General features: G+C 59.7%; 18 protein-coding genes and 1 pseudogene. 11 read left to right on the top strand and 8 right to left on the bottom strand.

Annotation, left to right across the window (positions count from 1 at the left end; all coding sequences use genetic code 11):
- Positions 1–230 precede the first annotated feature (230 nt).
- From ACMYUN_RS20650 to ACMYUN_RS20620, 7 genes are all read left to right on the top strand, one after another.
- Positions 231–1,157: a glutamate/aspartate ABC transporter substrate-binding protein gene (locus tag ACMYUN_RS20650; RefSeq protein ID WP_039758392.1), complete on the top strand. Its 927-nt coding sequence runs from the start codon at positions 231–233 to the stop codon at positions 1,155–1,157.
- 192 nt (positions 1,158–1,349) lie between these two features.
- Positions 1,350–2,096: an amino acid ABC transporter permease gene (locus tag ACMYUN_RS20645; protein WP_039758393.1), complete on the top strand. Its 747-nt coding sequence runs from the start codon at positions 1,350–1,352 to the stop codon at positions 2,094–2,096.
- Positions 2,096–2,767 carry an amino acid ABC transporter permease gene (locus ACMYUN_RS20640; RefSeq protein ID WP_039758394.1) on the top strand — a complete coding sequence of 224 codons (672 nt, stop codon included), beginning with the start codon at positions 2,096–2,098 and terminating at the stop codon, positions 2,765–2,767. The genes ACMYUN_RS20645 and ACMYUN_RS20640 overlap by 1 nt, the downstream gene beginning before the upstream one ends.
- Positions 2,764–3,498 (top strand): amino acid ABC transporter ATP-binding protein, encoded by a 735-nt coding sequence (locus tag ACMYUN_RS20635; RefSeq protein ID WP_007916729.1) that lies wholly within the window; start codon positions 2,764–2,766, stop codon positions 3,496–3,498. Before ACMYUN_RS20640 ends, ACMYUN_RS20635 begins: the two co-directional genes overlap by 4 nt.
- 160 nt (positions 3,499–3,658) lie before the next feature.
- Positions 3,659–5,560, top strand: coding sequence for a sensor histidine kinase (locus ACMYUN_RS20630; RefSeq protein WP_415761623.1), 1,902 nt, complete (start codon positions 3,659–3,661; stop codon positions 5,558–5,560).
- Positions 5,557–6,882, top strand: a complete 1,326-nt coding sequence (locus tag ACMYUN_RS20625; RefSeq protein ID WP_042607381.1) for a sigma-54-dependent transcriptional regulator — start codon at positions 5,557–5,559, stop codon at positions 6,880–6,882. Before ACMYUN_RS20630 ends, ACMYUN_RS20625 begins: the two co-directional genes overlap by 4 nt.
- Before the next feature lie 8 nt (positions 6,883–6,890).
- A complete protein-coding gene (locus tag ACMYUN_RS20620) occupies positions 6,891–7,220 on the top strand; it encodes a GlpM family protein (RefSeq protein WP_415763988.1) in 330 nt (109 codons plus the stop codon).
- 18 nt (positions 7,221–7,238) lie between these two features.
- Here ACMYUN_RS20620 and ACMYUN_RS20615 read toward each other — a convergent pair whose 3' ends face one another.
- From ACMYUN_RS20615 to ACMYUN_RS20605, 3 genes are all read right to left on the bottom strand, one after another.
- Positions 7,239–8,147 (bottom strand): hypothetical protein, encoded by a 909-nt coding sequence (locus ACMYUN_RS20615; RefSeq protein ID WP_415761622.1) that lies wholly within the window; start codon positions 8,145–8,147, stop codon positions 7,239–7,241.
- Positions 8,144–8,839, bottom strand: coding sequence for a hypothetical protein (locus ACMYUN_RS20610; protein ID WP_039758400.1), 696 nt, complete (start codon positions 8,837–8,839; stop codon positions 8,144–8,146). The genes ACMYUN_RS20615 and ACMYUN_RS20610 overlap by 4 nt, the downstream gene beginning before the upstream one ends.
- Before the next feature lie 105 nt (positions 8,840–8,944).
- Positions 8,945–9,979: an alpha/beta fold hydrolase gene (locus ACMYUN_RS20605; protein ID WP_415761621.1), complete on the bottom strand. Its 1,035-nt coding sequence runs from the start codon at positions 9,977–9,979 to the stop codon at positions 8,945–8,947.
- 216 nt (positions 9,980–10,195) lie between these two features.
- Here ACMYUN_RS20605 and metR point away from each other — a divergent pair, with 216 nt between their 5' ends.
- Positions 10,196–11,113 (top strand): transcriptional regulator MetR, encoded by a 918-nt coding sequence (gene metR / locus ACMYUN_RS20600; protein ID WP_310406208.1) that lies wholly within the window; start codon positions 10,196–10,198, stop codon positions 11,111–11,113.
- A gap of 129 nt (positions 11,114–11,242) precedes the next feature.
- Here the strand turns inward: metR and ACMYUN_RS20595 are convergent, their stop codons facing one another.
- The 5 genes from ACMYUN_RS20595 to ACMYUN_RS20575 form a co-directional block, all read right to left on the bottom strand.
- Positions 11,243–11,740, bottom strand: coding sequence for a GNAT family N-acetyltransferase (locus ACMYUN_RS20595; RefSeq protein WP_415761620.1), 498 nt, complete (start codon positions 11,738–11,740; stop codon positions 11,243–11,245).
- Between the two features lies 1 nt (position 11,741).
- Positions 11,742–12,380 carry a LysE family translocator gene (locus ACMYUN_RS20590; RefSeq protein ID WP_415761619.1) on the bottom strand — a complete coding sequence of 213 codons (639 nt, stop codon included), beginning with the start codon at positions 12,378–12,380 and terminating at the stop codon, positions 11,742–11,744.
- Positions 12,381–12,403: 23 nt separating this feature from the next.
- Positions 12,404–12,814 (bottom strand): NUDIX hydrolase, encoded by a 411-nt coding sequence (locus ACMYUN_RS20585; RefSeq protein WP_415761618.1) that lies wholly within the window; start codon positions 12,812–12,814, stop codon positions 12,404–12,406.
- 68 nt (positions 12,815–12,882) lie between these two features.
- A complete protein-coding gene (locus ACMYUN_RS20580; protein ID WP_415761617.1) occupies positions 12,883–14,208 on the bottom strand; it encodes an APC family permease in 1,326 nt (441 codons plus the stop codon).
- Positions 14,209–14,428: 220 nt separating this feature from the next.
- A complete protein-coding gene (locus ACMYUN_RS20575; protein ID WP_415761616.1) occupies positions 14,429–15,253 on the bottom strand; it encodes a carbon-nitrogen hydrolase family protein in 825 nt (274 codons plus the stop codon).
- A gap of 125 nt (positions 15,254–15,378) precedes the next feature.
- Here ACMYUN_RS20575 and ACMYUN_RS20570 point away from each other — a divergent pair, with 125 nt between their 5' ends.
- The 3 genes and pseudogenes from ACMYUN_RS20570 to ACMYUN_RS20560 all read left to right on the top strand — a co-directional run bounded on the left by ACMYUN_RS20570 (position 15,379) and on the right by ACMYUN_RS20560 (position 18,892).
- Positions 15,379–16,179: a helix-turn-helix transcriptional regulator gene (locus ACMYUN_RS20570; protein WP_039758417.1), complete on the top strand. Its 801-nt coding sequence runs from the start codon at positions 15,379–15,381 to the stop codon at positions 16,177–16,179.
- Between the two features lie 157 nt (positions 16,180–16,336).
- A pseudogene (locus ACMYUN_RS20565) lies at positions 16,337–17,074 on the top strand (glutamate synthase-related protein); the annotation flags it as partial.
- Positions 17,075–17,449: 375 nt separating this feature from the next.
- The gene (locus tag ACMYUN_RS20560) at positions 17,450–18,892 is read left to right on the top strand and encodes a hypothetical protein (RefSeq protein WP_415761615.1); all 1,443 of its coding nucleotides are present in this window, start codon (positions 17,450–17,452) and stop codon (positions 18,890–18,892) included.
- The last annotated feature ends 171 nt before the right edge of the window (positions 18,893–19,063 follow it).

The raw sequence follows: 19,063 nt of genomic DNA, 5'->3' as shown, positions 1-19,063 counted from the left end.
ATGGTCGATTCGGTAAACCGGATCAGCCGTCCACAAAAATACCATCACAAAAGTTTAATAACGTTATAAATCAATTAGTTAACCATCGCCGCCTGCTCTGGCACGACTCATGCTCTACACTCTCTCGACGAATGCCCGCTGAGCCAACACTTCAGGAGCCGTCAGGCATTCGAAGCACAAAAGGGCCGACAAACTGGCTCCATAAAAAAAACAATGTCGAGGAAAATTTGATGCGCATCGTTCCCCATATCCTGGGCGCAGCCATTGCTGCCGCTCTGATCAGCACGCCAGTTTTCGCCGCCGAACTCACCGGCACCCTGAAGAAAATCAACGATTCGGGCACCATCACGCTCGCTCACCGCGACAGCTCAATTCCGTTTTCCTACATTGCAGATGCTTCTGGCAAACCAGTGGGCTATTCCCACGACATTCAGGTGGCGATCGTTGAAGCCCTGAAAAAAGACCTGAACAAGCCAGACCTGCAGGTCAAGTACAACCTGGTGACCTCGCAAACCCGTATTCCGCTGATCCAGAACGGCACCGCGGATATCGAGTGTGGTTCCACCACCAACAACACCGAACGCGCCCAGCAGGTCGACTTCACCGTCAACATCTTCGAAATCGGCACCCGTCTGCTGGTCAAGAAAGACAAGGAAGGCAAGCCGTCCTATAACGACTTCGCCGACCTCAAAGGCAAGAACGTCGTGACCACCGCCGGCACCACGTCCGAGCGCATCATCAAAGCGATGAACGCCGACAAGCAGATGGGCATGAACATTATCTCCGCCAAAGACCACGGCGAATCCTTCAACATGCTCGAAAGCGGCCGCGCCGTGGCCTTCATGATGGACGACGCCCTGCTGGCCGGTGAAGAAGCCAAGGCCAAGAAGCCGACTGACTGGGTCATCACCGGCACGCCGCAGTCTTTCGAAGCCTATGCCTGCATGGTTCGCAAAGGCGACGCGCCGTTCAAGAAGGCGGTCGATGACGCCATTGTCGGCCTGTACAAGTCGGGCGAGATCAACAAGATCTACGCCAAGTGGTTCGAAAGCCCGATCCCGCCAAAAGGCCTGAACCTGAACTTCCCGATGAGCGACAAGGTGAAGGAGCTGATCGCCAATCCAAGCGACAAGCCGGCGCCTGACGTAAAAATCTGATTCCTGACTAACCTTATCGTCTGAGGGAGCGACCTCCCTCAGACGTCTGTTACTGCCTGCTGGCTTTGCTGTGGAACACTCGACCTGGCGGTTTTCGAGCCGATCGCGTGTGTCCGGCGTTCCGCGTCGGACGGGAAAGGAACTTCCCCAAGCGGGTGCTTGTACATCGATCGATTTCGAGGGGAGACCCTAATGAATTACAACTGGGACTGGGGCGTGTTCTTCAAGTCCACTGGCGTTGGCAGCGAGACTTATCTCGACTGGTACATCGCCGGCCTGGGCTGGACCATCGGCATCGCTGTCGTGGCGTGGATCATCGCTTTGCTGCTGGGCTCCATTCTGGGGGTCATGCGCACTGTGCCAAACCGCATCGTAGCCGGCATCGCAACCTGCTACGTGGAACTGTTTCGCAACGTGCCGCTGCTGGTTCAGCTTTTCATCTGGTACTTCCTGGTACCCGACCTGCTGCCGCAGAACCTGCAGGACTGGTACAAGCAAGACCTCAACCCGACCACCTCGGCATACCTGAGCGTCGTCGTGTGCCTGGGTCTGTTCACCGCTGCCCGTGTTTGCGAACAGGTGCGCACCGGTATCCAGGCGCTGCCACGCGGCCAGGAATCCGCTGCCCGCGCGATGGGTTTCAAGCTGCCGCAGATCTACTGGAACGTGCTGCTGCCGCAGGCGTACCGGATCATCATTCCGCCGCTCACCTCGGAATTCCTCAACGTCTTCAAGAACTCCTCCGTGGCGTCCCTGATCGGCTTGATGGAACTGCTGGCACAAACCAAACAGACCGCCGAGTTCTCGGCCAACCTGTTTGAAGCCTTCACCTTGGCCACGCTGATCTACTTCACCCTGAACATGAGCCTGATGTTGCTGATGCGCATGGTCGAGAAGAAAGTCGCGGTGCCCGGCCTGATCTCCGTGGGGGGTAAATAATGGACTTCGATTTCAGCGGCATCATCCCCGCGATCCCGGGCCTGTGGAACGGCATGGTCATGACCTTGCAGTTGATGGTCATGGGCGTGATCGGCGGCATCGTGCTCGGCACGATCCTGGCGCTGATGCGCCTGTCGTCAAGCAAACTGCTGTCGAACATTGCCGGCGCGTACGTCAACTATTTCCGTTCGATCCCGCTGCTGCTGGTGATCACCTGGTTCTACCTCGCGGTGCCGTTCGTGTTGCGCTGGATCACCGGCGAAGACACGCCGATCGGTGCATTCACCTCGTGCGTCGTGGCTTTCATGATGTTCGAAGCGGCGTATTTCTGTGAAATCGTCCGGGCCGGCGTGCAGTCGATTCCCAAAGGCCAGATGGCCGCCGCGCAAGCGATGGGCATGACCTACGGCCAGACCATGCGTCTGATCATCCTGCCCCAGGCGTTCCGCAAGATGACGCCGTTGCTGCTGCAACAGAGCATCATCCTGTTCCAGGACACTTCGCTGGTCTACACCGTGGGCCTGGTCGACTTCCTCAACTCCGCGCGCTCGAACGGCGACATTATCGGCCGTTCCAACGAGTTCCTGATCTTCGCCGGTGTCGTCTACTTCATCATCAGCTTTTCCGCCTCGCTGCTGGTCAAGCGTCTGCAAAAAAGGTTCGCCGTATGATTTCTATCAAGAACATCAACAAGTGGTATGGGGACTTCCAGGTGCTGACTGATTGCAGCACCGAGGTCAAGAAAGGCGAAGTGATCGTGGTCTGCGGCCCGTCGGGCTCGGGCAAGTCGACGCTGATCAAGTGCGTCAACGCGCTGGAGCCGTTCCAGAAAGGCGACATCGTCGTCGACGGCACCTCGATTGCCGACCCGAAGACCAACCTGCCGAAACTGCGCTCGCGCGTCGGCATGGTGTTCCAGCACTTCGAACTGTTCCCGCACCTGACCATCACCGAAAACCTGACCATCGCGCAGATCAAGGTGTTGGGCCGCAGCAAGGAAGAGGCGACCAAAAAAGGTCTGCAACTGCTGGAGCGCGTCGGCCTCTCGGCACACGCTCACAAGCATCCGGGGCAATTGTCCGGCGGTCAGCAACAGCGTGTGGCGATTGCCCGTGCGCTGGCGATGGACCCGATCGTCATGCTGTTCGACGAACCGACCTCGGCGCTCGACCCGGAAATGGTCAACGAAGTGCTCGACGTGATGGTGCAACTCGCCCACGAAGGCATGACCATGATGTGCGTGACCCACGAAATGGGCTTCGCCCGCAAAGTGGCAGACCGGGTGATCTTCATGGACGCCGGCAAGATCATCGAAGACTGCCCGAAAGAGGAATTCTTCGGCGACATCAGCGCCCGCTCCGAACGCGCGCAGCACTTCCTCGAGAAAATCCTGCAGCACTAAAAAACCGCTCCCCAACTGTGGGAGCGGGCTTGCTCGCGAAGAGGCCGGCACTTTCAACCTCATCATCGACTGATGCACCGCTTTCGCGAGCAAGCCCGCTCCCACACTGGATCAATGCTGATCCTGAGATTTGTGTTGTGGTTGACCCAAGGCATCTGTGATGAAATGCGACCCCACTCTTTATCGCGCTGCAAAGCCATCACTTGCCGTGAAGCCCCGTCTGATCCGTCATCTGTTCCTGCCGCCGCTGATCATCGCCCTGATGGTCGGACTGGGTTTCATCGGCTTTTGGACCAGTGAACACTTCGGCATCCGCAGCCTCGGCGAGAACGGCCAGCGTCAGCTGGAACTGCACGCCCGCGCGGTCGAAAGCGAAATCAGCAAATACACCTACCTGCCCAGCCTGCTGGAACTCGAAACGAGTGTGCCGCAGCTGCTGGCCGACCCGACCCCGGAGCACCGGCAGACGGTCAACGATTACCTTGAAGGCCTGAACCGCCGCAGCCGCAGCCGGGCCATCTACGTAATGGACACCACCGGGCGGGTCATGGCCACCAGCAACTGGCGCGATGTCGACAGTTATCTGGGTGAAGACCTGTCCTTCCGCGCCTATTTCCAGGACGCCGTGCGCGGCCAGCCCGGACGCTTTTACGGCATCGGCAGCACCAATGGCGAACCCGGTTACTACCTGGCCCACGGCCTCGAAGAGCACGGCAAGATCATCGGTGTCGCGGTGGTGAAAGTGCGTCTGGAAGCCATGGAAGAACGTTGGCAGCGGGCGCGTCTGGAAGCGTTCGTCAGCGATGAGAACGGCATCATCATTCTCTCCAGCGATCCGGCCAGGCGGCTGAAATCGGTGATTCCGCTCAGCGACGAGGTCAAGGAAAAACTTGCCCGCAGCCTGCAGTACTACTGGTTCCCGCTCAACGAACTGCAACCGCTGGCCCGTGAGACCCTGGCCGAGGGCGTGGAGAAACTGACCTTCCCGGCCAACAGCGAATTGCAGCCCGACGAAGACGACATCAGTTATCTGGCGCAAACCCGGCTCCTGAGCGACACGCCGTGGAATTTCACCCTGCTCACACCATTGCAGGACCTGCGCCGCGAAGCGATCAACCAAGGCATTCTGGTGGCCGTGGCGTTTGCCCTGTTCGCCTTCCTGCTGATCGCCTGGAATGAACGGCGCAAAGTCCTCGCCACCCGCCTCGCCGCGCGCGAAGCGTTGCAGGAAGCCAACAGCCAACTGGAGCGTCGGATTACCGAACGCACCGCCGATTTGCGCGCCAGCAACGAACGGTTGAAGAGTCAGATCCGCGAGCGCCGCCAGGCCGAGGAGACCTTGCGCCGCGCCCAGGACGAACTGGTACAGGCCGGCAAACTCGCCGCCATCGGCCAGATGTCGACCAGCATCGCCCACGAATTGAACCAGCCGCTGGCGGCCATGCGCACGCTGTCGGGCAACACCGTGCGTTTTCTCGAGCGCGGCCAGCTCGACGTCGCCAGCACCAACCTCAAGACCATCAACGACCTGATCGACCGCATGGGCCGGATCACCGCCAGCCTGCGTTCGTTTGCCCGACGTGGCGATAACAAGGGCCAGGCCAGTCTCGGCAAAGCCGTCGACGCCGCCTTGCAAGTGCTCGGCGCGCGCGTGGAAAACGCCGCGCTGCAGATTCACCGGCAGTTTGCCGATGTGCAGTTGCTGATCGATCAGACCCGTCTCGAACAGATCCTCGTCAACCTGATCGGCAACGCCCTCGACGCCATGCAGGCGCAACCGCAGCCGCAGCTGTGGCTGGAGGGTGAAGAATTCAACGGCAAGTATCGCTTGCGGGTGCGCGACAATGGCCACGGCATTGACGCCGAAGCGCGCAAGCATCTGTTCGAACCGTTCTTCACCACCAAACCCGGCGAGCAAGGCCTGGGTCTGGGCCTGACCCTGTCCGCCAGCCTCGCCGCCGCCACTGGCGGGCATCTGGGTGTCGAACACCCGGCCGGCGGTGGCACCACTTTTGTCCTCAGTTTACCGTTGGTAAGCCCTCTTTCTGCCGAGCCAATATGAACCCTGAACTCAGTGTGCTGATTGTCGAAGACGACCCCCATGTGCTGCTCGGCTGCCAACAGGCGCTGACTCTCGAAGACATCCCCTGCATCGGTGTCGGCAGTGCCGAAGAAGCGCTGGCGCAGGTTGGCGACAACTTTGCCGGCATCGTCATCAGCGACATCCGCCTGCCGGGCATCGATGGCCTGGAATTGCTCACCCGCCTCAAGCAGCGCGATCGCAGCCTGCCGGTGGTGCTGATCACCGGCCACGGCGATATCTCCATGGCCGTCGGCGCGATGCAGAAAGGCGCCTACGATTTCATGGAAAAACCGTTCTCGCCGGAGCGTCTGGTGGACGTCGCGCGGCGTGCGCTGGAGCAACGCAGCCTCGCCCGCGAAGTGTCATCGTTGCGTCGGCAACTGGCTGAACGCGATTCCCTTGAAGGGCGGATCATCGGTCGCTCGCCGGCGATGCAGAACCTGCGCGAACTGATTGCCAACGTCGCCGACACGTCGGCCAACGTCTTGATCGAAGGCGAGACCGGCACCGGCAAGGAACTGGTCGCCCGTTGCCTGCACGATTTCAGTCGGCGCCACAGCAAACAGTTCGTCGCGCTGAACTGCGGCGGCCTGCCGGAAAATCTGTTTGAAAGTGAAATCTTCGGCCACGAAGCCAACGCCTTCACCGGCGCCGGCAAACGGCGGATCGGCAAGATCGAACACGCCGACGGCGGCACGCTGTTCCTCGACGAAGTGGAAAGCATGCCGCTGCCGTTGCAGATCAAATTGCTGCGCGTGTTGCAGGAACGCACCCTCGAACGACTCGGCTCGAACCAGAGCGTGGCAGTGGATTGCCGGGTGATCGCGGCGACCAAATCCGACCTTGACGAAGCGAGCAAGGCCGGCGAGTTTCGCAGCGACTTGTACTACCGCCTCAACGTCGTGACCCTGGAATTGCCACCGCTGCGCGAACGCCGCGAAGACATCCTGCAACTGTTCGAACACTTCACCCAGCAGTCGGCGCTGCGCTTTGATCGCGCACTGCCGGAGCTGGATAACCAGACCCTGTCGAACCTGATGAGCCACGACTGGCCGGGCAACGTGCGCGAACTGCGCAATGTCGCCGAACGCTTCGCCCTCGGCCTGCCGGCCTTCAAAAAGTCGGGGGCCAGCGCCGGCCAAGGTCTGGCGTTTGCCGAAGCGGTGGAAGCGTTCGAGCGCAATTTGCTGGTCGACGCCTTGCAACGCAGCGGCGGCAACCTGACCCAGGCCAGCCAGGAACTGGGCATGGCCAAGACCACGCTGTTCGACAAAGTCAAAAAGTACGGGCTGAGCCACTGATGGATCTGATTCTCAAAGCCGCGATAGGCGCCGCAGTGGTGCTGATCCTCGCGGCATTGTCGAAGACCAGAAACTATTACATCGCCGGCTTGGTGCCGCTGTTTCCGACCTTTGCCCTGATTGCGCACTACATCGTTGGCAAGGGCCGTTCGGTCGACGACCTGAAGACCACAATCGTGTTCGGCATGTGGTCGATCATTCCTTACTTCGTGTATCTGGCGACGTTGTACGTGATGGTCGACCGCATGCGTCTGGAAGCGTCGCTGGCGGTGGCGGCAGTGGCGTGGTTGATGGCGGCGACGGTGCTGGTCAGCGTGTGGGTTCGGCTGCAGGCCTGAACCCATGCGCATCAGGTCCTAGCGACCGTACACTCTGGCCAGTTGCGCGGACGACAAGGCATCCTCGAACGGCACCGGCACTGACTTCACCGCACCGTAGAGATTGCGGTAGCGCCAGTAGCTGCCGTTCTGCGCCAGTTGATAACCGCGTTCGACCACGCGCTGGCCGTCGAGCACGTAACGCAGGGTTTCCTGCGCGGCGGGCGGTGGCGTCGGTTGCATCAGGTCGGCGCTCAACACGCGGATGGATTCGTCAATGCATTCATCCAGCACAGCGGTGACCTGGGCCAGGTCGAGGCCGCCGTCATCAATGCATTGCTTGCCGCAGCGACGAATCGGCTGACTGGCCACTTCGATGCGCATGCGGTAAAGCGGCGAGCCGGCGATATCCTGTAATTGCACCTGATTGACCAGCACGAAACTGCCGCGATCAGGCGTCAGCATCAGCTTCGGTTCGATCAGCAACCGTGCCGTGACCGCACCTGTCCCCTGCTTGAATCCGGACACCTGCGACGCCGCCTGAAAGCGCTGTTGCAAGCGCTCCTGCAAGGGCACGCCGGCAAGCAGGTCGGCCAGCGGCCGCGATTCGTTCAGCGCCGCTTTTTCGGCATCGCGCTGCAACGTACCGGAGCCCATCTGCGTATTGATCAGGCTGGCCACCAGCACGCCCGCCAGCCCGGCGCCTGCGCCAGAGCTGGAGACCAGTGTGTGGCTGGAATTCGCCGCGTTCAGCGCCGCCTTGCTGTCGATCACCGTGCTGGCGCCGACAAACTCCGCCGGCAGTTGCACGTCCACCTTCAGCCCGTGCGCCTGCACATAGCTCATGGCGGCCTGATCTTTGAAACCGGCCTCGGGTGCCGGTTTCTGCGCACAGCCAGGCAACGCCAGCAGCGAGATCGCCGCGATGGTCAGCGCCAGACGTTTCATTGCGCGAACGGGGCGATCATTTGCTGACGGCTGTTATCCATCGCTTGATAGAACGCGTTGGACAGGTTGGTGTAGGACGGCTCGTCCCATTCACCCTGCGCGGCTTGCACAGCGGCGAATGGCTGGTACCACAGGAGTTTGTTGTCCGACAGATCGATCACCATGCCCTGGCCGCCAACCTGGGCCATCGGCACGCTGGTGGGCACGATGCTGTAGTAGCTGCGCGTGGCACCGGTGGCGTAAATCGACACCAGCAACAGGCGATCGATGCCGTGGGCGACCTTCATCGGCGTCATGTCCTTGGTCATGTAGCCCTCGCGGAAATCGACTTCCTTGAAGGTCTTCAGATCCACCTTCTCATCGATGCGCTTGGCCTTGTAGCCCTTGGCCTGCAATTTGGCGACGATGGCGTCGGGCAAGGTTTCCAGGTCACGTACCTGCCAGGTCTCGACGTTGGCGCTGAGCTTGCTGTTGACGCCGGCATTGATGGCGTAATCGAGGATGCCCTGATTGCCGGTCAGTGCCAGCACAGGCGACGGTACGACGGTAATGGCTACACCGATGGTCGGCTCTTTGGCGTCCCAGAATTGTTTGTCCAGCGGCACCGGCGGTTGCACATGGGCACAGCCGGTGAGGGTCAGTACGGCGAGCAGGGCCAGTGCGGCCCATTGACGTGTAGCGCGAAAAATCATGGATCAAGTCCCTATGTCTGAAAACGTTCCTGCGCCTTATCGGCAACAACGCGGCAAACAATAGTGGCACATTGATATTTTTTTGGCGACAGGATGCTGGCGCTCTTACAGCAAATTGTTCCGCACGGCTGGATCAACCTGCGCCCAATGCGAAGTGTCCTCGCGATGCGCCTGCAAATACGGGAGCACCGCCGCCAGCAACGGCTCCTTGAACGCTTCCTGAAAGCGATGCGCCAGTCCCGGAATCAGTTTCAACTGACTGCCCTGAATGTGCGCCGCCAGATGTACGCCGTGCATCACCGGCAACAACGGATCAGCCGTGCCATGCACCACCAGCGTCGGTACGCGCAGTTGATTGAGCAAAGCCACGCGACTGGGTTCGGCAAGGATCGCCATGATCTGGCGCTTGACGCCTTCGGGGTTGAACGCGCGATCGTAGGACGCCGCCGCCTGTTGCAGCAAGACCTGACGATCATCGGTCACCGCCGGGCTGCCTAGTGCCGCGAGCAGATCGGCCTGTTGCTCCAGCGCCACTTCGCGGTTCGGCGCGCCACGGCGCGAGAGCAATTGCACCAAGGCCGCACTTGGTGCCGGCAGGCCTTCAGCACCGGAAGTGGTCATGATCAACGTCAGGCTTTCCACCCGCTGCGGCGCCATCGCCGCCATGTGCTGGGCGATCATCCCGCCCATGCTCGCGCCGAGCACGTGGAATTGCTCAACCTTCAGCGCCGTCATCAAACCCAGCGCATCGTCGGCCATGTCAGTCAGGCTGTACGGTGCCGAAACCGGCAGACCGAGCTTGTAACGCAGCACTTCGAAAGTCAGATTGGCTTCGACCGGCGCCTGCCGCCAGGTCGACAGGCCGACGTCGCGGTTGTCATAGCGGATCACCCGGAACCCCTGCTGGCACAGCGCGACCACCACTTCGTCCGGCCAGTGAATCAACTGCCCACCCAGGCCCATGACCAGCAACAGCGCCGGGTCCGACGCGCGGCCGATACTCTGATAGGCAAGACTGACCTGCGCCAGCTCGGCGTGCTCGGTCGGCACGTTGACGTCACAGCGCCCGACTGCCCACGAGCCGGCCCCGAACAAAAGCGCGGCCAACGCGGCCGCGACTGAAAACAATCTCTTGAACATGAAAAACACCAAAACGCAGCACCCCAGTAGAGCGCGAGTCTGATGAAGTTCGTGCGAGCGCGCTGCCACACTTCGATGACAGTTTAATGAAGAGTGCCGAGCGGTCGGCTGTGGACTGTCCTGCCCGACCTGGACCGACAGATCGACAAAGCGCACCACATGAGACAAACTCAACTTCCACGCATTCGTCACAAGTTTTTTTCATGGAGCCCGCCGGTGCTTGAAATCCGACATCTGAAAACCCTGCATGCCCTGCGCGAGGCCGACAGCCTGGTGGACGCCGCCGACCGTTTGCATCTGACGCAGTCAGCACTGTCGCACCAATTCAAAGAGCTGGAAGAGCGCATGGGCATGCAGTTGTTCGTGCGCAAGACCAAACCGGTGCGCTTCACCAGCGCCGGTCTGCGTCTGCTGCAACTGGCCGACGCCACCCTGCCGCTGTTGCGCGCCGCTGAACGGGACATCGGTCGTCTGGCCGGTGGCACCGCCGGGCGTCTGCACATGGCGATCGAATGCCACAGCTGCTTCCAGTGGTTGATGCCGACCATTGACCAGTTCCGCGATGCCTGGCCGGAAGTCGAGCTGGACCTGGCTTCGGGTTTCGCTTTCGCCCCGCTGCCAGCACTGGCCCGTGGCGATCTGGATCTGGTGGTGACTTCCGATCCGCTGGACATCGCCGGCATCACTTACGTGCCGCTGTTCACTTACGAAGCCATGCTCGCGGTGGCCAACCAGCATGCACTGGCGAGCAAGCCGTATATCGTTCCTGAAGATTTGTTGACGGAAACGCTGATCACCTACCCGGTAGAGCGCGATCGCCTGGACATTTTTACCCGCTTTCTCGAGCCCGCGGACATTGAACCGGCGCAGGTGCGCACTTCCGAGCTGACGGTGATGATGATGCAGTTGGTCGCCAGCGGCCGTGGCGTCTGCGGCATGCCGCACTGGGCGCTGCATGAATACAGCTCGCGCGGCTATGTGAAGGGCAAACGGCTGGGGGAGAAAGGCTTGTTCGCGACGCTGTATGCGGCAATTCGCACCGACATGCTCGATGCGCCGTACATGCGCGATTTCCTCCTGACGGCGAAGGACACTTCGTTCTCGACCCTCGATGGTGTCAGCGCCGTTCGCTGATCTCCTGTGCAGGAGATCCCCCTGTGGGAGCGAGCCTGCTCGCGAAAGCGGTGGATGATTCAGCGATGATGTCGGCTGGACAGACGCCTTCGCGAGCAGGCTCGCTCCCACAAGGATTGTCGTGGTGGGTCAGAGCTGGCGCCACATGTGGATCTTGTCGAAGTAGTCTTCGCCCACCCGCACGGCCAGTGGTTCGAGACCGTACTGAATGAAGCCGCAACGCTGATACAGCTGAAATGCTGCGTCGTTGCCGGCGGTGACAGTGAGCTGGACAAGCCTCAGCGCAGGATGCTTTTGCGCTTCAACCAAGGCCGCCTGCACCAGATCAAAGCCCAGCCCCTGCCGACGAAAATCCGCCGAGACATACATACCGAACAGCGTCGCCTTGTGTCGCGCTTTCTCGCGCGGCTCGAAAGCCACGCCGACGATCCCGGCCAATGTCCCGGCTTCGAATGCCCCCAACACCGCATCGAGCTTGCTGGTCAGCCGCGCTTCCCACCAGCTCAACGGCATCACCGCGCGTTCGCGCACGCTGGAGGTGAACGCCTGCGGATGCCGGTCGTAGGCTTCGAGCATCAGCTCGCGGTAAGCCAGGGCATGGCTGGCATCCAGCCGTTCGATCCACATGTCAGGCGGTCCGCCGCTGTTCGAGCATCAGCCGAACGGCAAGGCTGCCGAGGACCAGGCCCATGAAATACCGCTGCAGCGCCAGCCAGGTCGGGTTGCGCACAAACCACGAGGCAATGCCTGCGGCGAACAGCGCGATCAACAGATTGACGCTGAAACTGACGCTGATCTGGGTCAGGCCGAGAATGATGCTCTGGGTGAAAACCGAGCCATGTTCCGGGCTGATGAATTGCGGAAAAACCGACAGATAGAACACGGCGATTTTCGGGTTCAGCGCACTGGTGAGAAAGCCCATGGTGATCAGTTTGCGCGACGAGTCCGGCGGCAATTGCTGAGCTTCGAACGGCGAACGTGCGCCGGGTTTCAGCGCTTGCCAGGCCAGCCACAGCAGGTACAACGTGCCGGCCCATTTCAACACTTCATAAGCCATCGGCACGGCGAGAAACACCGCCGTCAGACCGGCCGCTGCCGCGAACATATGCACGAAGAACCCGCCGACCACGCCAAGCAACGAAGTCACCCCCGCGCGACGTCCCTGACAGATCGAACGCGAGATCAGGTAGATCATGTTCGGCCCCGGCGTCAGCACCATCAGCAGTGCGGCGGCGGCGAATATCAGCAAGTCTTGCAGCGGGATCATGGCAAAGTCCTTTGCGGAAATGATCAGGCGAGTGCAGTCAGTGAACGGCGATAAAACGGCAGGATGTGCTCGCGTGTCAATGGCGCCAGCTCGAGCGCCGGATCAGTGGCCGGATCGACCCAGATGACCTCTTCGATTTCCGCCGCCGGGCAGACGTCAGTGTCGATGGTCAGTTGAAAGATTTCCGCATGGACGATGAAGCCTGGTTCGTTGGCGGCGGGGGCGGAGAAGCTGTTGAGGAAAATCGCCTGCGCCGGGTCGATCTCCAGCCCGAGTTCTTCTTCCAGCTCTCGGGCCAACGCGTGCACTGGCAATTCGTGGGCTTCGATCTTGCCACCCGGTTGCATGAAGGCGGTGGTGCCGCGCTTGCGCACCAGGAGGGTCTGGCCTTGGGCGTTGAGCAGCAGCGCGGCGGCGATATGAATGGTCGACATAAAGGAATCCCCTGGCGCAAAAGCGCCAAGGATCCCATGCCCGTCAGAGGGAAGCCAAGCCGCGAGGCTCAGGTCGCTTCCTGAAAATCCAGTTCCGGCGGCTGACGGCGGAAACCGCCCGTCAACACGGCAAGGTAAACCACGCCAATCGCCAACCAGCTCAGTCCCAACCACACCGCCAGATGATCAAGACTGACCATCAGCCACAGGTCGGCGATCAGACCGATCAACGGACAGAGCAAAAACAGCAGCAACTCGCGCGGGCCTTTTTTCTCGCCGCCGATCCAGTAGTGAAAGATCACCGACAGGTTAACCAGGCTGAATGCCAGGAACGCGCCGAAGTTGATGAACGAGGTCGAGGTGGTGACGTCGAGTTTCAGCGCCAGCAAGGCCACCGCCGCGCACAGGAGAATGCTGTTGACCGGCGTGCCGAAGCGCACGTGCAAGGTGCCGAAAAACGACTTCGGCAAAACCCCGTCGCGGCCCATGGCAAACAGCAGGCGCGAACCGCTGGCCTGGGCCGACAGCCCCGAGGCGAACTGACCGACGATCAGGCCGATGAGAAAGATCGACACGAACAGATCGCCGCCAATGTTGCGCGCGATTTCATAGGCAGCCGAATCGACGCTGTCGAACTGGAACGACGGATGGGCGATCTGCACAAAGTGCGAGACGCCGACGAAGATCAGGCCGCCGATCAAAGTGATCAGCATGATCGCCCGGGGAATGGTGCGGCGCGGGTCGCGGGTCTCTTCGGTCAGGGTACTGACCGCGTCAAAGCCGAGGAAGGAATAGCAGGCGATCGCGGCGCCGCTCATGATCAGCGGCATCTGCATGTCGCCGTTGAAGAACGGTTTGATCGACCACAGCGGCGTACTCGCATCGCCGCCGATGTAGTGCACGCATAGCGCAACGAAGGCGATCAACACGAGGAACTGCACCAGCATCAGCAAGGCGTTGATACCGTTAGCCAGTTTCAGCCCGACGATGTTGATCGCACTGGTGATGCCGATGAACGCCAGCACCCAGATCCACTGCGGGATCGACGGGAACGCCGAGGCCAGATAAGCCGCGCCGATCAACCAGATCGCCATTGGCAGAAACAGGTAATCGAGCAACACCGCCCAGCCGGCAATGAAACCGAGTTTCGGGCTGATTGCCTTGCGCACGTAGCTGTAGGCCGAGCCCGCCACCGGGAAAGCGGCGGCCATGCGTCCGTAACTCATCGCGGTGAAGAACATTGCCACCAGCGCCGCCAGGTAGGCCGCAGGCACCATGCCGGCGGTGGACTGGGCGAGGATGCCGAAAGTGCCGAGGACAATGATCGGCGTCATGTAGGCGATGCCGAACAGCACCACCGACCCTAGCGAAAGGGTGCGTTGCAAACGAGCCATGGGCGTCTTACTCCGAATGTTATTGGATTTATGGCAGAGCCGGGTTCGGCGAAAATTTCGGGTGTGGCTTAGTAGTTTTTTGTTGTTTGAGCGGGCCTCTTCGCGGGCAAGCCCGCTCCCACAGTGTCGGTGGTGAACACAGATTTTTTGCTCGTAGCAAATCCCCTGTGGGAGCGAGCCTGCTCGCGAAAGCGTCAGCCCGAGCGGCACAGCATTCGGATCACCGCACAGGAATCAGCAGCTCTCGCAATCCACAAGCCTGCTGCTCCACCACCTCCCCCGGCAACTTCAAACGCTGATCATCCAGATAGCGATAATCCTTGCGCGCGATTTCCAGTTGCGCGAAATCCAGCTCGACCCTGAACTGCTCTTCTTCGCGCCCAGCCTCGAACAGCAGCGCACCCAGCGGATCGACCAACGCACTGCCACCGGCAAACACCAGACCGTCATCCCCCGCGTCAACGCGATTGACCATCAGCGCAAACGCCTGGTTTTCCTGGGCACGAGCCATGATCGCGGTGCGGTGGGTCGGGCCGTACGGGTCCATATTGCCGTTGGTGACGATGAGCAACTCCACGCCCAGTTGCGCCAGGGCTCGGGCGGTTTCCGGGAACTCGATGTCGTAGCAGATCAATAGGCCGACGCGTACGCCGTTCCATACGCAGGTGGCGTAGCGGTCGCCGGCTTCGAACACGCCGCGATCCGAAGCCCACAGATGGGTCTTGCGGTACTTCAGAGCGATGCCTTCGGGGGTAATCAGCAGCGTCGTGTTGTAGAAGCGGCCGTTGTCGTTCTCGGCCATGCCGATCACCACGGCGATGTTCTTCTCACGCGCTGCAGCGAGCACCGTGCTGACGGTCGGGCCGTCTAGCGGTTCGGCGACCTGGGTCACGGTTTTGGCGTTGGGGAAGCCCATCAGGTGGGTTTCCGGGAACACGATCATCTGCGTGTCGGCCGCGCAGGCAGCAATCGCCGCCAGTGCGCGTTCCAGGTTGTAAGCCGTGTCGTTGTCACGGCCCGCCAATTGGGCGAGTTCTACTTTCATGGGTATCCCTTGTTCTCTGCGCCGGGCCTTGAAGGATTGCCCGGTGCCTGTCTGTGGGCCAGTATGCGCAGCAAGCAACCGGCCAGGGAATCACGCGGCCGGGGTAACCCGATAGGGGTAGATCGATGACACTTTCGTTGAATGACATCACTTGGCACCGCGCCGTCGGGCAACTGATCGACGCGCTCGACAAGCCGAATTTCTGGGCGCAACTGCTGCGTTTGCTCGAGCAGTACGTAGCGTTCGATAGCTGGGTGGTGCTGCTGTTCAGCGCCGATCAGCACCCGCAAGTGTTCGCCGAATGCCCCGGCGAAGATGGCAGCCCGGACCCGCTGTTCCAGGATTATCTGCGCGGGCTGTATCTGCTCGATCCGTTCTACATCGCCTGCCGCGAGCAGTCGCGCACCGGGCTGTATCGCCTCTCTGAAGTCGCGCCGGAGCATTTCGAGCTGACCGAGTATTACCAGCGATACTTTCGTCTGAATGTGGTGGCCGACGAAATCCAGTTCAATTGCCAGCTCGAAGGCGAGCGCACGCTGTGCCTGTCGCTGGGCAGTGAAAAACGTTTCACTGGCGAACAGATCGCTTTGCTGTCTTTGATTCAACCATGGGTGCTGGGCCTGTTGCGCCAACGTCTGCCGTACGAAATCAACGAAACCGTGGCCCTCGCCGTCGCACCTGCGCAGGCAGACTGGCGGGTGCAACTGGAAGCGTCGGTGCAACAGCTCAAAGGCGCACAACTGACCGCCCGGGAACTGGATGTGGGGCGCTTGATGCTCAGCGGTTGTTCGAGCAAAGAAATCGCCCGTAAGCTGGAAATCTCCGTGGAAACCGTGAAAGTCCATAAGAAACACATGTACAGCAAGCTGGGGATCAAATCCCAGTCCGAGCTGTTTTCGATTTTTCTACAGGCGCAGAACGCCTGAAACAGTGTGATTCACGCTTTTTGTGGGAGCGAGCCTGCTCGCGAATGCGTCGGGTCAGAAAATAATTTTTCTACTGACAGGTCGCTTTCGCGAGCCGGCTCGCTCCCACAGGGATGTGTGCCGTTGCACAAAATTGAGTCCGAACCAAGGAAACCGTATGAGCCTGTCGCTGCTGAGCCGCTACGCCTTCTTTGCCGTCTGTGTGATTTTCACCCTCGCCAGCCTGCCCTTCCTCGAACATGACTGGCTGTGGCCAATCAGCGCCGTCACCGCGGTGCTGAGCCTGCTCGGCGTGTTTGACCTGATGCAGACGCGCCATGCAGTGCGCCGCAATTATCCGATTCTGGGCAATATCCGTTATCTGGTCGAAGGTATCCGCCCGGAGATTCGCCAGTACCTGCTCGAATCCGACAGTGATGCCCTGCCCTTCTCCCGCGCCCAGCGTTCGCTGGTGTACTCGCGCGCGAAAAACGAAACCGCCGACAAACCGTTTGGCACGCTGATCGACGTCTACCAGTCCGGCTTCGAATTCATCGGCCACTCGATGCGCCCGGCGCCGTTGAGCGACCCGAACGGTTTCCGTGTCACTGTCGGCGGGCCGCAGTGCACGCAGCCGTACTCGGCGTCGATCTTCAATATCTCGGCGATGAGCTTCGGCTCACTCAGCGCCAATGCCATCCGCGCCTTGAATCAGGGTGCCAAGCTTGGCAACTTCGCCCACGACACCGGTGAAGGCAGCATCAGCCCGTATCACCGCGAGCACGGCGGCGACCTGACCTGGGAACTGGGCAGCGGCTACTTCGGCTGCCGCACCAGCGACGGCCGTTTCGACCCGGAGCGCTTCGCCGTACAGGCACAGAACCCGCAAGTGCGCATGATCGAAATCAAGATCAGCCTAAACTTATACTGTCAATACGTTGATCTGTTTTTCTTCAAGCTTTTTTCTTTCCAGAACCGCACAGCGTAGGGCCTCTGTACCTTCTCCCCACTGCCCCACCAGGTCAACACTCCGCTAGCTCCGAAATCCATATTGTTGACTCTCCGCTCCGTCATCCTGCGACCACTTCCGACGCTAAATCCTCCGACCTTGCTCAATTTCGCGCTTCAGAATCAACAATCCCAACACCTCAAACGACGCCCATCGTCACGCCAGCGATCGTTGCAAACGATCACCATGGAAGCCCAAATGAGCTCGCGATGGACGCCCCGCCTTGCGCGTTTCGGCTGACACAGAGATATTGAGCAAATACTGCATCGCTGTGGGGCGACAATGAGCAAACCGAAAACCTGCATCATCTGTGGCGAGTTGGCCGACTCGGCAGAACATATATTCCCAGCAGCCCTGGGAGGTCGCATAACGAATCGCCGTATCTACTGCGATGTTCACAACAGGCTTTTAGGGAAGTTGGTAACCCGGCTACAACGGCAACTCGCGATGATGAACGCGGCCTTAGAAGTACGCCCGGATCGCGAAGACGGCCCGAAGCCCTTCATGTTCGAAAGCGATGGGGCCAAGTACAAACTGCTAGGAGCAGATATTGAACTAGACATGCCTCCCCCATTCGATCCCAAGCTAGTGGGAGAAGATGGAAAGTATCCGATGATGGCCACGGATCGCGAGACTCTTCAGCGCTGGATCGCCCAGAATCAAAGCGCTGAGTGGACATTTAAAATTGAGGGCTCTGGTGCTGTCCAGCAACATATTCAATCAGAAAGACCTAAGATACATCTGGACTTTGGAGGAGTCGATTTTCTTCAGTCAGTGGGATACCTCGCGCTCACCAGCTTTGCCCACTTCTTCCCAGCACAAGCTCGCCAGGCTGGACTTGATGCATTCAAGGATATGTTGAAACTCGACTTGGTGGCTAATCCAGAACTCTGGCCTGAAAGGGTCTGGTGGGATGGGAGAGAGCCTTCGTCAGTAGTTGGAGATAACCCCTACGAGTTCGGCCATGTAATTGCCGTCGGGTTTTGTCAGACCACCTATCGGGCTTACGCTTATATATCATTCTTCTCTTGCCTGAGCTTTGGGATCGATTTGGGAACCGTCACGCCCGTATCGCTAAACGAAAACCAAACCCCAAACCAACAAGAAAAAACAGACAGCTATATTAGAACGTTTATCGACCCGACCAAGGACAAAGCAGCCAACTCTACCACTGTAGTAACCGAGCCAGATTTAAGCCCACTGCTTCTGGATAAAGGGGTTTCACTTCACGCCATGATCCACTCAGGATCCGCCGCAAAGGCGCTGGAACAACTACAGGAGAAAATTTACTTCGTGCATGCCGACAAAGCCGTCGTACAAATCCTGGAAGAAATTCATAGGGCAGCTGAAGCCTTGCCCCTTCAAAGCATTAGGGACTTCCTCAAGATCCTAGAACCCCGCAGACAAACTGTATTCAACCTGATTCACCGGAACGTTACGCACTACAGCCGACTGTTCGAAACGCTCCCTCCGATGCCTGAAATGCTCGGAAGGTTTGTCGAAGGTGATGACTCGCAACATGACGGGTTAGCTCCAGTAGCCTCCCAAATCCTTCAGAATATAATGCTCAAGGTCGCGGTGGATATGCATCATGAGTACATAAATGGAAGGCTAGATGCATTCAAGATCAAAGACCTGCTCTACGGTTCTTCAGGCGACCAACTGATCCGGATGCTTCTGATTCGCCCGATGTTGAGGGTCGCTGGAGTTAATGAGCCGCTTTAGTTTTAGTAAAGGTGGATTCGCCGCAGACTTGGTCAAAGCATAAATCCCAGACGACAAAGGCAATATGCAAATTCGGCACATTGCTGCCAGGTCAGGGTGCGTCTGGTGGCTTTGTACTCTCAAATTTTGGCAGATGAGTTCCCCAGTCGCTTACCCTGAGAGGGGGTATTT

The sequence above is a fragment of the Pseudomonas sp. CP4 genome (assembly GCF_047758505.1).
GTDB lineage: Bacteria > Pseudomonadota > Gammaproteobacteria > Pseudomonadales > Pseudomonadaceae > Aquipseudomonas > Aquipseudomonas fluorescens_AO.
Note: the sequence above shows the minus strand (reverse complement) of the source record. Positions and strands in the feature narration are given on the sequence as shown.